Raw genomic sequence first — 14,399 nt, 5'->3', positions numbered from 1 at the left:
GGCGGGGCCCCGCGCGCCCGCCCCCCCCCCCCCCCCCCCCCCCCCCCCCCCCCCCCCCCCAGCGCCGCCGCGCCGGCGCCCGCCCCCCCCCCCCCCCCCCCCCCCCCCCCGACTGCGTACCGGCCCTGGCGGCTGGACAAACACGGAGTCTCGTCTAGACTGATCATCCAGAGATGGATATTTGGTCCAAGGTCTTGCTGGAGGGCTTTCCGTGGACGAAGTGGCACGCAGCGCGGCAGCCCCCGACGAGGCCGATGAGCATCTCATCCGCGAGGCCGAGAAGATCGCCGTGGCGCTGGGGCGCATGTTCCCCGGGCTGTGCGAGGTCGTCCTGCACGATCTGCGGGATCCGCAGCATGCGATCCGGGCGATCGAGAACAACCTCTCCGGCCGCCGGGTCGGGGACTCCGCCACGGAGCTGGGGCTGGCCCGCATCGAGGACCCCGACTACCCCAGCGTCATCCAGAACTACCCCAACCAGTTCCCCGACGGCCGCCCCGCCAAGAGCACGTCCATCGGCATCAAGAACGCCGCGGGGCAGTACATCGCGGCCCTCTGCCTGAACCTGGACGTGTCCGTGCTGTCCCCGGTGACCCTCGCGCTGTCCAACCTGGTGGCCACGGAGGCCGAGCACCGCGAGCAACCCCTGGAGACCCTCCGGGACCGCAACGCGCGCGAACTGCGCCGGGCGGTGGAGGCCCATGCCGCGGAGCGCGCCGCGACTCCCAGGTCGCTGAGCCGGGAGGACAAGAAGGACCTCGTACGGCAGTTGCAGCGCGACGGCTACTTCGACTCCCGCGATGCCGCCCAGACCATCGCGGACCTGCTGGGCGTCTCCCGGGCCACTGTCTACAACTACGCGAAGTAGCGGCGGCACTCCATGACCACCGAGCGGGCGGCGCGACCGTCCGATCCCGAAGAAGCCGGACTCCCCTCCGTGAGCACCCCGGTGAACACCGCTGTGCACGCCCCAGCGACCCTGGCCGACCCGGACACCCCGTTCGCCGTCGTCGACATCCACACCGTGCGGCGCAACATCGCACGCCTCAAGGACCGGGCCGACGCGCTCGGGGTCACCCTGCGCCCGCACGTGAAGACGGCGAAGAGCCTCGACATCGCCGCCCTCCTGCACCCCGGCACACCCTGCCCGGTGACGGTCTCCACGCTCGCGGAGGCCGAGGCGTTCGCCGACGGCGGCTACACCGACATCACGTACGCCGTCGGTATCGACCCCCACAAACTCCCGCGCGTCATCGCGCTGTTGCGCCGCGGCGTCACCCTGCGCATCCTGCTCGACAGCATCGAACAGGCGACGTTCGTCGCCGAAGCCTCCCGTCGGGCGGGTCTCCCGCTGCCCAGCCAGATCGAGATCGACTGCGACGGCCACCGCGGCGGACTGGGGCCCGAGGATCCCGCGCTCCCCGAAATCGGCCGCGTCCTGCACGCCGCGGGATGTCTGGACGGCGTCCTGACCCACGCGGGCGAGTCCTACTTCGCCGCCACCGCCGAGGAACAGCGCCTGGCTGCGAAGAACGAACGCGACACCGCCGTGGCCGCCGCGGAACGGCTGCGCGCGGCCGGCCTGCCCGTGCACATCGTCAGCGTGGGCTCCACGCCCACCGCCCACGCCGCCGAGGACCTCACCGGCGTCACCGAACTGCGCGCGGGGAACTACGTCTTCTTCGACCTGGTCATGGCCGGGCTGGGGGTCTGCCGGGTCGAGGACATCGCCCTGTCGGTGGTCGTGACCGTCATAGGTCACCGCCCCGAGCACGGATGGATCATGACCGACGGCGGCTGGATGGCCATGTCGCGCGACCGCGGGACCGCCGCGCAGGCCCAGGACCAGGGCTACGGCCTGGTCGCCGACCTCGCCGGCCACCTCGTCCCGGGCCTGGTCATGACGGCCGCGAGCCAGGAGCACGGCACCCTCACGGCCCGCGACGGCGCCGACCTGCCCCACCTGCCGGTGGGCACCCGCCTGCGCATCCTGCCCAACCACGCCTGCGCCACCGCAGCCCAGCACCGCGGCTACCACATCGTCGACGGCACACGCCGCGCCGGCCCGGCTCCGGCGATCGAGCATGTCTGGGAACGTGTCACCGGCTGGTGAGCACCAGCTGCGCACCACCGGCGCGGCGATGACACCGGTGAGGGGCGCGCAGCGTCGCGCCTCGAAAATCGATGTCATGGGCAGTACCGGCTCCGATAGCGTCGGCGACGTGACTCCAGCAGATCTCGCCGCCGTCATCTCCGACGGCATTCAGACGGCCATCCAGTCCGGACGCATCGCAGCGCAGATGCCCGAGGAGATCCGCGTGGAGCGCCCCCGCCACCGCGGCCACGGCGACTACTCCACCAACGTCGCCCTGCACCTCGCCAAGTCCGCGGGCCTGCCCGCCCGCGCCGTCGCCGAGGCACTGGCGCCGCTGGTGAGCGCGGCCCCCGGAGTCGCGAAGGCCGAGGCCGCCGGCCCCGGTTTCCTGAACATCACGCTGGAAACCGCGGCGATCGGCGCCCTGGCCCGGGACATCGTCCTGGCCGGCGACACCTACGGACACACCGACCGGCTGGGCGGCCTGCGGATCAACCTGGAGTTCGTCTCCGCGAATCCCACCGGGCCGGTACACATCGGCGGAGCCCGCTGGGCGGTCGTGGGCGATGTCCTCGCCCGGCTGCTCGAGGCCGCCGGCGCGGATGTGTCGCGGGAGTACTACTTCAACGACGCCGGAGTGCAGATCGACCGCTTCGTCCGCTCACTGCTCGCCGCGGCGCACGGCTCGCCGGTGCCCGAAGACGGCTACAGCGGCGCGTACATCGAGGAGATCGCGGCCGCCGTGCTGCGGCGGCGGCCCGACGCCCTGGACCTGCCCGCCACCGAGTCCTTCGCCGTGTTCCGGGCGGTGGGAACGGAGCTGATGTTCGACGAGATCAAGACATCGCTCGACGCGTTCGGAACCCGCTTCGACACCTACTTCAACGAGAAGGCCCTGCACGACCAAGGGGACTTGGACACCGCCGTCGGCCGACTGCGCGACGGCGGCCACGTCTTCGAGCACGAGGGCGCGGTCTGGCTGCGCACCACGGACTTCGGCGACGACAAGGACCGGGTCCTGGTCAAGAGCGACGGCACCTGGACGTACTTCACCGCGGACTGCGCGTACTACCTGAACAAGCGCTCCCGGGGGTTCGACCGGGTGGTCATCATGCTCGGCGCCGACCACGCCGGCTACGTGGGCCGGATGCGGGCCATGGCGGCCTGTTTCGGCGACGATCCGGACCGGCATCTGGAGATCCTGATCGGCCAGCTGGTCAACCTGGTCAAGGACGGCACCCCGGTCCGGATGAGCAAACGGGCGGGTACGGTCCTCACCCTCGACGACCTGACCGAGGCGGTCGGCGTCGACGCCGCCCGGTACGCGCTGGCGCGGGCCAGCGTGGACGCGATGATCGACCTCGACATCGACCTGCTGACCCGGCAGTCGAACGACAACCCGGTCCATTACGTCCAGTACGCACACACCCGGCTGTGCTCCGTCCTGCGCAGGGCGGAGGAAGCCGGTCTCGGCCGGGGCGACCCGGAGGACTTCGACCCCGCCCTGCTCAGCCATGAGCGGGAGGCCGACCTGCTGGGCACACTGGCGGAGTTCCCTCAGGTCGTGGCCACCGCGGCCACCCTGCGCGAGCCACACCGGGTGGCGTACTACCTGGAGGCGCTGGCTGGTACGTACCACCGCTTCTACGACGCCTGCAGGGTCCTGCCGCGGGCCGGCGAGGCTCCGGACGACCTGACCCGGGCCCGGCTGTGGCTGACGGATGCGAGCAGGCTGGTCCTGCGCAACGGGCTGCGGCTGCTGGGCGTCTCGGCACCGGAACGGATGTAGACGCACCCGGAGCCGATGCTACGAGGTGGGGCGGAAGAGGCCCGCGACGGCATCGCACGGAGTCGCCGCGCGGGCCTCCACGAACCATTCCCGGCCGAGCAGCCGACCGAAGACAGGGACCGGCAGACGCACCAGCACTCTCAGCACAGGAGCAAGGCGGCCCGTGCCCGAGACCTGCGAACGGTGGGCGGCCAGAGCCGCCCGCTTCCGTGCGGCGAAGCGTCGGACATCGACGGTGTGGGTGATGGCCGCGCGCGGCGTGTAGCAGGTGCGCACCGTCTCCGCGTCGAACCGCAACGGGATCCGCAGCACGCGCACCAGCTTCACCAGGCGCGCCACCGCGTCCCGCGGCAGGGTCGCCTCCAGCACACGGGGCACCCCGGCCAGCTCGGCGGCGCGTCGGCCGACCTCGTGCACCTTGACGTGGTCGCGGTGGCCGTATCCGCCGTGTGCGTCATAGCTGAGGAGCAGGCCCACGTCCTCCTCGCGGAGGATGGCGGCCAGCCGTTCGGCCGCCTCCTCCGTGTCCGCCCGCACGAAGCGTGCCCGGTCCGGCGGATCCGGATGGAGGACCGCGCCGTGGCCGCTGTCCGCGTACCCCAGATGCACCACCCGCTGCACACCCAACGCGGCAGCACTGGCGCGGAGTTCGGCCAGACGTGGCGTGTCGCCGTCCGGCGCGGCGTCCATGAGTCCGTCCGTGGCGACCACGATCACCACGCGGTGCCCCTCGGTCGCAGCCCGCGCGAGCGTGCCGCCCGTCAGTAACACCTCGTCGTCCGGGTGGGCGTGAAAGGCCAAGACGTTGGTCACGAACCCATTCTGACGCCCTTATCGTTGTGTCGCATGAGCAAGTGGCTGCCGCTGTCCGCGGTTCCCAGGCTGGCCTGCGCGGTGCTCGTCGGAGCGGCGGTCGGTGCGGCCGTCGGCGTGGCGACGCGCCCCCCGCTGGGAATCCTCGCCGGCACCGCGACAACGGAAGCCGTCTTCGTCGTGACGGGCTGGCTGGTGCTCTGGCCGATGGACGCCACCGCGACCCACCGCAACGCCCGGCGTGAGGAGCTGCGACCCCTCCTGGAAGAGCTGGTCGTGGTGGCCGCCTCGCTGTGCGGGCTGGTCGGAATCGTGCTGCTGCTCCTCCTGAACGGATCCGCAGCCGGTCGTGCCGCTGCCCCGACCGCGCTCGCCGGTGTGTTCCTGGCCTGGGCGGCACTTCATCTGATGTACGCCACCCGCTACGCCCATGTCTACTACGACGCGTCCGCCGGCGGCATCGACTTCAACGACCACCAGCCGCCCGCCTACCGGGACTTCCTCTACTTCAGCTACAACCTCGGCATGACCTACCAGGTCTCCGACACCGCCGTCTCCAGCCCGCTGATCCGCTCGATCGTGCTACGGCACACACTGCTGTCCTACGTGTTCGGCACCGGCATCCTGGCCACCACCCTCAACCTGGTCGCGAGCATGGTCACCGGCTGACACATGTGCGGCGATGGTCCGTGCGCACTCCATCGACTCCGTGTGCGTCGTGTCCACTTCCAGGACGTAGGTCACGCCCTGGTGGACCACTTCCGCCTGGGCGGCGGCCATGCCGATGGCGCGATCACCTCGCGCGACCTCACGGCCTGCGGCCACCGCGGCGTCACACCTGACACCGACCCACAGCACCCGCAGGTCACCCAGAGCCTTCCGCCATCGCTGCTGCGAGTACGCCCCGCCGAGGAAGACCTCGTCGACGATGACCCGGGCACCCGCCCGGGCCATCGCGGCGATCCCCTCGATCCATGCCGCTTCCAGCGTCCGGAACTCCGGCCCGACGCTCACCTCTCCGTCCGGAGCGAACTCGATCCCGCCGGCCGATGTGTGCATCGCCGTCGGCATCGCATCGACCAGTGTGTCCGTCCCGAGAGCCAGCCACGGATCCGGCAGCACTGCCTGCAGGCACCGGACGATCCCGGACTTTCCCGAGCTGGACCCACCATTGACCACGATCACCTGAGTCGTCACCGCGCCACGGTAGACGCGTCCGGGCACCGCTCATAACGGATTTCGCGGGGGAGACATCCGCGGCGGGACACACCACGGACTGACAGCCGCCGTGGCGGATGCCGTGGACCGGGCGGCGCGCCCCTGCCGGACTGCCCGAGCCGAGACGTGGCGCTCACGGTCATGTCCGAATCTGGCCAGCACCGGGACCAACCGATCGCCTAGAAAGGGGACATGACGACTTACTCGGCCGTGGTCACCACCGGCATCTACTGCCGGCCGGGCTGCGGGTCGAAGCCGCTGGCGGAGAACGTGCGCACGTTCGAGCACCCGGCGGCGGCCGAGGCGAACGGATTCCGGGCGTGTCTGCGGTGCCGGCCGTACCGGGTGGCCGGGCCCATCGCCGCGGACGTCCCCGAACTGCTGTGCCGGGCCGTACAGTTGATCATCGCGGGAGCGCTGGACACGGGGACCGAAGCCGCGCTCGGTGCCCGGCTCGCCGTGTCGCCCCGGCATCTGCGGCGGCTGTTCACCCAGCACCTCGGTGTGACTCCGGACCAGCTCGCCCGCTCGCGCCGCGCCCACTTCGCGCGCCGCCTGCTGGACGACACGGATCTGCCGGTGGCCGATGTGGCGTTCGCGTCCGGGTTCGGCAGCGTACGGCAGTTCAACCGGGACATGCGGTTCGTGTTCCGGGCCTCACCGCTGGAACTGCGCAGCCGGCGCCGGCGGGCGGACCGGCTGGTGGCGGACGGCGGGCTGGTGATGCGGTTGCCGTTCGCACCGCCCCTGCACTGGCCGGCACTGCTGGCGTTCCTGGCCGAGCGGGCCGTACCGGGCGTGGAGTCCGTGGCGGACGGCGTGTACCGGCGCACGATCAGCCTGGACGGCGAGGCCGGGCTGCTGGAGGTGCGTGCGGGCGGCGAGGACCATCTGCTGCTGCGGGCCCATCTGCCGTTCTGGGAAGGGCTGATCCATGTCGTCGAACGCGTCGGCCGGATCTTCGGCGTGGACACGGACGCCGCCCCGGCCGAGGCCGCCCTCGCCGGAGACCCACGGATCGGCCCGCTGATCGCGGCCCGACCGGGACTGCGGGTGCCCGGCGCCTGGGGAGCCTTCGAGATCGCCGTGGACGCCGTGCTCGGCCAGTACGCCGCACGGCCGCGCGTGCGGGAGCAGCTGGCGGCCCTGATCACGGCCGCCGGCCAGCCGGTTCCCGGGCTCGGCCACGGCCTGACACACCGCTTCCCGTCGGCCCGGACGGTGGCCTCGACCGACCTGCGGAGCGCCGGACTGCCGAAGCCCGCGGCGGACACGCTCGGCGCCCTCGCCCGGGCCGCCGCACAGGACGACACGCTGTTCGACGGGGGCTCCTGCCTGGCGGACTTAGTGCGTGCCGTGGCAACCGTCCCCGGCGTCACCGAGGACACCGCGCACCGGATCGCGCTGCGACTGGGCTACGACGACGCCTTCCCGGCCCTGGATCGCGAGATCGCGCACACACCGGGGGATGAGGCGGGCGCCGCATGGCGTCCCTGGCGCGCCTACGCCGCGACCCACCTGGCCGTGGCCCGACTCCCCGCCGTGACCGCCTGACCGAACCGACTCAACAGCCATCAGTACCGAAGGGATCGCTCATGCACACTGCCCAGCGAGAACTGGCCGACGCCCTGCGCGCCCTGCACACCGCCTCTGACGGGCGCGCGCTGGTGCTGCCGAACGCGTGGGACGCCGCGAGCGCGGCGCTCATCGCACAGGCGGGCGCCCGGGCCATCGCCACGACCAGTGGCGGTGTCGCCTGGTCGGCCGGCCGGCCCGACGGCCACGGCCTGACACGGGAGGAGATGGCCGCGGCCGTACGACGGATCGCCGACGCGGTCGACGTGCCGGTGAGCGCCGACATCGAGGGCGGTTACGGGCCCGGCGCCGACGATGTCGCGGCCACCGTCCGCGCGGTGATCGCGGCCGGAGCGGTCGGTGTCAATCTAGAGGACTCACAGGCGCCGGGCGGGCCGCTGCACGACGTGTCCGCTCAGGCCGTCCGGCTGCGCGCGGCCCGTTCCGCCGCCGCGGAAGCGGGTTTGCCCGGCCTGTGGATCAACGCGCGCACGGATGTGTTCCTGTTCGGCATCGGCGCCGCGGAGGAGCGCCTGGAACACGTGCTGACCCGGGCGAAGGCCTACGCCGATGCGGGCGCCGACAGCCTGTTCGTCCCCGGTCTCGTCGACCTGGACACGGTGGCCGAGCTGGTCCGCCGCGGTCCCCTGCCGGTCAACGTGATGGCGGGCCCGGGCGCGCCGCCGGTGACGGCGTTCGAGGCGGTCGGCGTCCGCCGCGTCAGCGTGGGCACCGCGCTCGCCCAGACCGCGTACGGGACCGTCCGGCGCGCGGCCGCCGAACTGCTGGACACGGGCTCCTACGACGCGATGCGGGGCGCGGCCGACTTCGGCACCGTCAACAACGCCGTCAGCGCCGCACGCGCGGCGCGGTGACGCCCGGCCCACCGTCTGTCTTCGGCGTTCCCCCGCGCGCGGAGCCCCGCGCTCACACCCGCCTCCCAGGCCCTGTGCGGTGCGCGTAACCCCTGGTGAGCAGGGGTGGAGACACCCACGTAATGAGCGGTTCGTACGGTCACGGAAGGTGAGACCAGGTCGAGCACAGCAGAGGGGAGGCGCCCGTGGCCGCGCCGGACTCGCGGAGCGAGGACACGACGAAGGTGCGGACGGTCTGCTCCTACTGCGGGGTGGGCTGCGGCCTGGTCCTCGACGTCGGCACGGGACCGGACGGACGGCGCACGGTCCTGAAGGCGTCGGGGGACAAGCAGCACCCGGCGAACTTCGGCCGGCTGTGCACCAAGGGCGCCACCACCGCGGACATGCTCGCGGCCCCGGGCCGGCTGACCACCGCGCTCATCCGGCCGGACCGTGGCGAGGAGCCGCAGCCGGCGCCCGTGGCCGATGCCGTCGCCGAGACCGCCCGCCGCCTGCGCGCGATCGTCGACGAGCACGGCCCGGACGCGGTCGCGTTCTATGTCTCCGGACAGATGAGCCTGGAGGCGCAGTACCTGGCGAACAAGCTGGCCAAGGGCTTCCTGCGCACCAACCAGATCGAGTCCAACTCCCGGCTGTGCATGGCGAGCGCAGGCGCCGGTTACAAGCTGTCGCTGGGGGCGGACGGGCCGCCCGGCTCGTACCAGGACTTCGACCGGGCCGATGTCTTCTTCGTCATCGGTTCGAACATGGCCGACTGTCATCCCATTCTCTTCCTGCGGATGATGGACCGGGTGAAGTCGGCGGGCGCCAAGCTGATCGTCGTCGACCCGCGCCGTACCGCCACCGCGGCCAAGGCCGACCTGTTCCTGCAGCTCAGGCCCGGCACGGACCTCGCCCTGCTCAACGGGCTGCTGCACCTGCTGCACGAGAACGGCCACACCGACCCCCGCTTCATCGCCGCGCACACCGAGGGCTGGGAGGCGATGCCCGCCTTCCTCGCCGACTACCCGCCCGCCGCCGTCGCGGAGATCACGGGCGTCCCGGAGGAGGACATCCGCGAGGCGGCCCGGCTGATCGGCGAGGCGGGGGAGTGGACGAGCTGCTGGACGATGGGCCTGAACCAGTCCACGCACGGCACCTGGAACACCAACGCCCTGGTCAATCTGCACCTCGCCACCGGCGCGATCTGCCGACCGGGCAGCGGACCCTTCTCCCTGACCGGACAGCCCAATGCCATGGGCGGCCGGGAGATGGGTTACATGGGGCCGGGGCTGCCCGGACAGCGGTCCGTGCTCGCCGACGCCGACCGGGCCTTCGTCGAGGAGCTGTGGCAGCTGGAACCGGGCACCCTGCGCGCCGACGGCGTCGGCAGGGGCACGGTCGAGATGTTCCGCAGGATGGCCGGCGGGGACATCAAGGCGTGCTGGATCATCTGCACCAACCCGGTCGCCTCCGTCGCGAACCGCAAGACGGTCATCGAGGGCCTGGAGGCAGCCGAGTTCGTCGTCGCCCAGGACGTGTTCGCGGAGACGGAGACCAACGCGTACGCCGACGTCGTGCTGCCCGGCGCCCTGTGGACCGAGACCGAGGGCGTCCTGATCAACAGCGAGCGCAACCTCACCCTGGCCCGGCCGGCCGCAGATCCGCCCGGCGAGGCGACGGCGGACTGGCGGATCATCGCCGCCGTGGCCCGCCGGATGGGCTACGAGAAGGGCTTCGCGTACGACAGCGCCGAGGAGGTCTTCGAGGAGATCAAGCGCGCCTGGAACCCGTCGACCGGCTGGGACCTGCGCGGTGTGAGCTACGAGCGACTGCGGCACACGCCCGTGCAGTGGCCGGCGCCGAGCGCCGACGGCCCCGACCGCAACCCCGTCCGGTACCTCGGCGAGGACGGATCGCCGACGTTCCCGACGGCGAGCGGACGTGCCGTCTTCCACGCCCGCCCGCACCTACCGCCCGCGGAGCTGCCCGACGACGACTACCCGTACGTCCTCAACACCGGCCGTCTCCAGCACCAGTGGCACACCCTGACCAAGACGGCCAAGGTGGCCAAGCTCAACAAGCTGAACCCCGGCCCCTTCGTCGAGGTGCACCCCCAGGACGCGGCCGAACTCGGGCTCGCCGAAGGGGATTCGGTGGAGGTCGCCTCGCGGCGCGGGCGGGCCGTGCTGCCGGCGGTCGTCTCGGACCGGGTGCGGCCGGGCTGCTGTTTCGCGCCGTTCCACTGGAACGACCTGTTCGGTGAGTACCTCAGCGTCAACGCGGTGACCAGCGACGCCGTCGACCCCCTGTCGTTCCAGCCCGGGTTCAAGGCGTGCGCGGTGTCGCTGACCAAGGTGGCCACCCCGGTGACGGTGCGTGCTCCGGCCCCGGCGCTCCCGGCGGCCGAGCTCCCGGCGGCCGTGGAGGTCATGGCAGCCTCCACCGCCGCCCCGTTCGGGCTGGAGCCCGCGCCGCCCCCGGTCCTGGCCGAACCCGAGCGCCGCTATCTGACCGGCTTCCTCGCCGGCATCCCCTCCGGCTTCCCGGGCGTACCGGTGCTGCCGCCGGACGCCCCGTTCAGCCCGGAGCACGCCCTGTGGGTGAACGGCGTACTGGCCGGGATGTACTCCAGGACGGAGCCGGCGTGTGCCACCGATGGCCAGCCGCGGCCGATCTCCGACTCCCCGCGCCGCCAGGTCGTGATCCTGTGGGCGTCACAGACCGGCAACGCGGAGGAGTTCGCGACCACGGCGGCGGAGCGCCTCACCGCGGACGGCCATCCCGCCGCCCTTGTGCCCATGGAGGAGGCGGACCCCGCCGCGCTGCCGTCCGACGCCGACCTGCTGCTGATCACGAGCACCTTCGGCGACGGCGACGCCCCCGACAACGGCGCCGGATTCTGGGACGCCCTAGCCGCGCCCGAGGCCCCGCGCCTGAAGGGCAGGCGGTACGCCGTCCTGGCCTTCGGCGACTCCTCCTACGACGACTTCTGCGGCCACGGCCGCCGCCTGGACCGGCGCATGGAGGAGCTGGACGCGGTACGGCTGGCACCGCGCACCGACTGCGAACCGGACTACGAGACCACCGCCGGAGCCTGGCTGGACCAGGTACTCACCGCCTTGCAGACGACCGAGCAGCCGGCCCCTGCCGCTCCCGCTCCGGCGTCCCCGCCGGCAGCCCCTGCGCCGTCCCGGCCGAACCGTACCGCTCCCGTCACCGCCCGTCTCACCGGCAACCGCCTGCTCAGCATGCCCGGCGCGGGCAAGGAGGTCCGGCGCTTCACCTTCGACACCCGCGACAGCGATACGCCGCTCGTCTACGAGGCCGGGGACGCGCTGGCCGTGCACCCGGTCAACCGGCCGGAGCTGGTGACCGAGTGGCTGGCCGTCACCGGTCTGGACGCGGACGCGACCGTGCAGGTCAAGAGCGTGGGAGAGGTGCCGTTCGCCGAGGCCCTGCTGCGCCGTCTGGACATCACCCGCATCACCCCGGACCTGCTGCGCTTCGCCGCCGGCCGCGCCCGCGACCCGCGCGAGCTGCGGAAGCTCCTGCGGCCGGACAACAAGGGCGAGCTGGCGCAATGGTCCTGGGGACGCCAGGCCGTCGACCTGGTCGCCGAGTTCGGCATCCGGGCCGGGGCACAGGAGTGGGCCGACGTGCTGGGCCGCCTGCAACCCCGCCTGTACTCCATATCGTCCAGCCCGCTGACGGACCCCCACCTGGTGTCGCTGACCGTCTCCGTCATCCGCTACGAGAACCTGGCCGGCCGCCCCCGGCAGGGCGTGTGCTCCCCCTTCCTCGCCGACGCCGAGCCGGGCACGCCGGTGCCGGTCCGTGTCCAGCGGGCCCCGCACTTCCGCCCGCCCGCCGACCCGGCCACACCCGCGGTGATGGTGGGCCCCGGCACGGGCGTCGCGCCCTTCATCGGCTTCCTGGAGGAACGCAGGGCCCGCGGCCACCATGCCCCGAACTGGCTGTTCTTCGGCGAACAGCACCGCGCGACGGACTTCTACTACGAGGAGGAGCTGGCCGGGTTCCTGTCCGAGGGCACGCTCACCCGCCTGGACACGGCCTTCTCCCGCGACCAGCGCGCCAAGGTCTACGTGCAGGACCGGATGCGTGAACACGGTCCCCTGCTGTGGTCCTGGCTCCAGGACGGCGCCCACTTCTACGTCTGCGGCGATGCCTCCCGCATGGCCAAGGACGTCGACCGGGCCCTGCGGGACATCGCCGTCCTCCACGGCGGCCTGGACGAGACGGAGGCGGCGGCGTACGTCAAGCAACTCGCCGCCGGCAAGCGCTATGTGCGGGACGTGTACTGACCGTCACATCGTGTCCTGCACGGGGGGCGGGGTCAGGTCTGCCCGGTGTGTACCGGGCCGTCGGCGACCTCGTCGGGGCACTTCCGGCGGGTGCGGGCGGATCCGCCGGTCGTGCCGCCAGTCGAACGCCGCCAGTGCCAGCGACGCCGCCATGCCGACGAGGGCGGCGCCCAGCGCGGTGACGAGGGCAGCGCGGTAGTCGTCACTTCTGCCGAGCACCAGATAGAAGAGGCCGGGCAGCGCGGCGGTCCCCACCGCGGCGCCGAGCCGCTGCCCGGTCTGCAGGGCACCGCCCGCCGCGCCCGCCATGCGCACTGGTACGTCCCGCAGGGTCATGGTGATGTTGGGGGAGACCACGAAGCCGCCCCCGACGCCACCGAGGAACAGAACCGGGGCAGCGGCCCAGGCAGCAATGCCGGGCGGTGCGAAGCGGAGCAACAGCGCGGTTCCCCCCAGGCCGGCGATCACACCCGTGAGACCGCACACGGTGAGCAGGCGGCCGTACCGGTCCACCAGCCGGCCGGCGACCACGGCCGCGCCCGCCGTGCCGAGGGCGAAGGGGGTCACGGCGAGGCCGGAGCGGAGCGGGGAGTAACCCAGGCCGTGCTGGTAGAAGAGCGCGAAGACCAGCCAGACGCCGCTGAAGCCGATGAAGTACAGCGTGCCGACACCGGCCCCGACGGCGTAGCCGCGCACGGTGGTGAACAGACGCGGGTCGAGCAGTGGCTGGGCACCGCGACCGACGAGCCGGCGCTGCCACCGGGTGAAGACGGCCAGGACCGCGCCGCCGGCGGGGAACAGCCACCAGAGACTGCCGATGCCGCCGGAGTCCGCCTGGACCAGCGGGTACATCAGCGCGAGCACGCCGAGTCCGAGGAGCAGGACGCCGGGCAGATCCACATGGCCGCGCCCGGACCGCCGGGTGCGGGGCAGCAGACGGCGGCCCAGCAGTACGGCGAGGATGCCGATGGGCACATTGACGTAGAAGATCCACCGCCAGCCCTGGTCACCGGAGGCCAGGGCGAGGATGGCGCCGCCGGTGAGAGGCCCGGCGGCGGACGAGATGCCCACGGTGGTGCCGAAGAGACCGAAGGCCCGGCCGCGTTCCGCGCCGCGGAACATCTGCTGGATCAGCGCGGAGTTCTGGGGCGCCATGAATCCGGCCGCCAGTCCCTGGGCGAGGCGGGCCACCACCAGCAGAGTGATGTCGGGGGCCGCTCCGCACGCCGCGCTGCAGACCGCGAATCCGCTGAGGGCCAGCAGGAAGATACGGCGCCGGTCCAGGGCGTCGCCCAGCCGGCCGGCGGTCACGAGGGCGAGCGCGAAGGCGAGGGCGTAGCCGGACACCACCCACTGGACCTGGGCGGGGGAGGCGTGCAGGTCCCGTTGGACCGTGGGCAGGGCGACCGCCACGATCGTCACGTCCAGCAGGCTCATGAAGCCGGCCACCAGGGTGACCCACAGGGCCCGCCACCGGCGCGGGTCCGGTTCGTACCCGTCCCGACCGCTTGCGGCTGACGCTGTCACCGGGGCGCTCCTCTCCCCGGGCCGGCACCCGGCTCACCAGGACCGCACCCGGGCGAGTCAAGTTCCCGCGCCGCGACGTGGCCACACATCCCGTTCGAGCGCGCGGGAAATGTGCAGGCGGCATGCCGCCATCGGCTTCCGGGCACCGGCCTTGTCGATCTTCTTACGGCCCGGCCGCCCCACCGCTTCCGGACGGTCGCCGG

General features: G+C 72.5%; 9 protein-coding genes and 1 pseudogene. 7 read left to right on the top strand and 3 right to left on the bottom strand.

The genetic code is table 11. The features are described from left to right. Positions 1 to 211 precede the first annotated feature (211 nt). The 3 genes from ACIGXP_RS18455 to argS all read left to right on the top strand — a co-directional run bounded on the left by ACIGXP_RS18455 (position 212) and on the right by argS (position 3,884). Complete coding sequence (locus tag ACIGXP_RS18455) at positions 212 to 868, top strand: transcriptional regulator (protein WP_399769467.1); 657 nt, start codon at positions 212 to 214, stop codon at positions 866 to 868. A 69-nt stretch (positions 869 to 937) separates the two neighbouring features. Next, complete coding sequence (locus tag ACIGXP_RS18450; protein ID WP_399769465.1) at positions 938 to 2,113, top strand: DSD1 family PLP-dependent enzyme; 1,176 nt, start codon at positions 938 to 940, stop codon at positions 2,111 to 2,113. A gap of 109 nt (positions 2,114 to 2,222) precedes the next feature. Continuing rightward, positions 2,223 to 3,884 carry an arginine--tRNA ligase gene (argS, locus tag ACIGXP_RS18445; RefSeq protein WP_399769462.1) on the top strand — a complete coding sequence of 554 codons (1,662 nt, stop codon included), beginning with the start codon at positions 2,223 to 2,225 and terminating at the stop codon, positions 3,882 to 3,884. A gap of 18 nt (positions 3,885 to 3,902) precedes the next feature. Here argS and ACIGXP_RS18440 read toward each other — a convergent pair whose 3' ends face one another. Continuing rightward, positions 3,903 to 4,697: a PIG-L deacetylase family protein gene (locus ACIGXP_RS18440; protein WP_399769460.1), complete on the bottom strand. Its 795-nt coding sequence runs from the start codon at positions 4,695 to 4,697 to the stop codon at positions 3,903 to 3,905. Positions 4,698 to 4,730: 33 nt separating this feature from the next. Between ACIGXP_RS18440 and ACIGXP_RS18435 the strand changes: the two genes are divergently transcribed. Then, entirely contained in the window at positions 4,731 to 5,366 is a 636-nt protein-coding gene (locus tag ACIGXP_RS18435; protein ID WP_399769458.1) for a DUF1345 domain-containing protein, read from the top strand. Here ACIGXP_RS18435 and cpt read toward each other — a convergent pair. Further along, on the bottom strand, positions 5,280 to 5,894 hold the full coding sequence (cpt, locus tag ACIGXP_RS18430; protein ID WP_399769456.1) for a chloramphenicol phosphotransferase CPT: 615 nt from the start codon (positions 5,892 to 5,894) through the stop codon (positions 5,280 to 5,282). The two genes, ACIGXP_RS18435 and cpt, sit on opposite strands and share 87 nt — an antisense overlap. Positions 5,895 to 6,107: 213 nt before the next feature. Here cpt and ACIGXP_RS18425 point away from each other — a divergent pair, with 213 nt between their 5' ends. From ACIGXP_RS18425 to ACIGXP_RS18415, 3 genes are all read left to right on the top strand, one after another. Further along, positions 6,108 to 7,469: a bifunctional transcriptional activator/DNA repair enzyme AdaA gene (locus ACIGXP_RS18425; protein WP_399769454.1), complete on the top strand. Its 1,362-nt coding sequence runs from the start codon at positions 6,108 to 6,110 to the stop codon at positions 7,467 to 7,469. 41 nt (positions 7,470 to 7,510) lie between these two features. Beyond that, positions 7,511 to 8,365, top strand: coding sequence for an isocitrate lyase/phosphoenolpyruvate mutase family protein (locus ACIGXP_RS18420; RefSeq protein ID WP_399769453.1), 855 nt, complete (start codon positions 7,511 to 7,513; stop codon positions 8,363 to 8,365). A 185-nt stretch (positions 8,366 to 8,550) separates the two neighbouring features. Beyond that, entirely contained in the window at positions 8,551 to 12,669 is a 4,119-nt protein-coding gene (locus ACIGXP_RS18415) for a molybdopterin-dependent oxidoreductase (RefSeq protein ID WP_399769451.1), read from the top strand. 32 nt (positions 12,670 to 12,701) lie between these two features. Here ACIGXP_RS18415 and ACIGXP_RS18410 read toward each other — a convergent pair. Then, positions 12,702 to 14,196, bottom strand: a pseudogene (locus ACIGXP_RS18410) (MFS transporter). Between the last annotated feature and the right edge of the window lie 203 nt (positions 14,197 to 14,399).

It is taken from the genome of Streptomyces sp. NPDC053069 (assembly GCF_044546895.1).
GTDB lineage: Bacteria > Actinomycetota > Actinomycetes > Streptomycetales > Streptomycetaceae > Streptomyces.
The sequence above is the reverse complement of the archived record's forward strand: the minus strand, read 5'-3'. Positions and strand labels throughout refer to the sequence as shown.

What these genes read in the sequence shown, in the direction of transcription:
- ACIGXP_RS18435 (WP_399769458.1), top strand. Translation starts at nt 4,731, where the DNA reads ATGAGCAAGTGGCTGCCGCTGTCCGCGGTTCCCAGGCTGGCCTGCGCG.
- ACIGXP_RS18425 (WP_399769454.1), top strand. Translation starts at nt 6,108, where the DNA reads ATGACGACTTACTCGGCCGTGGTCACCACCGGCATCTACTGCCGGCCG.
- ACIGXP_RS18420 (WP_399769453.1), top strand. Translation starts at nt 7,511, where the DNA reads ATGCACACTGCCCAGCGAGAACTGGCCGACGCCCTGCGCGCCCTGCAC.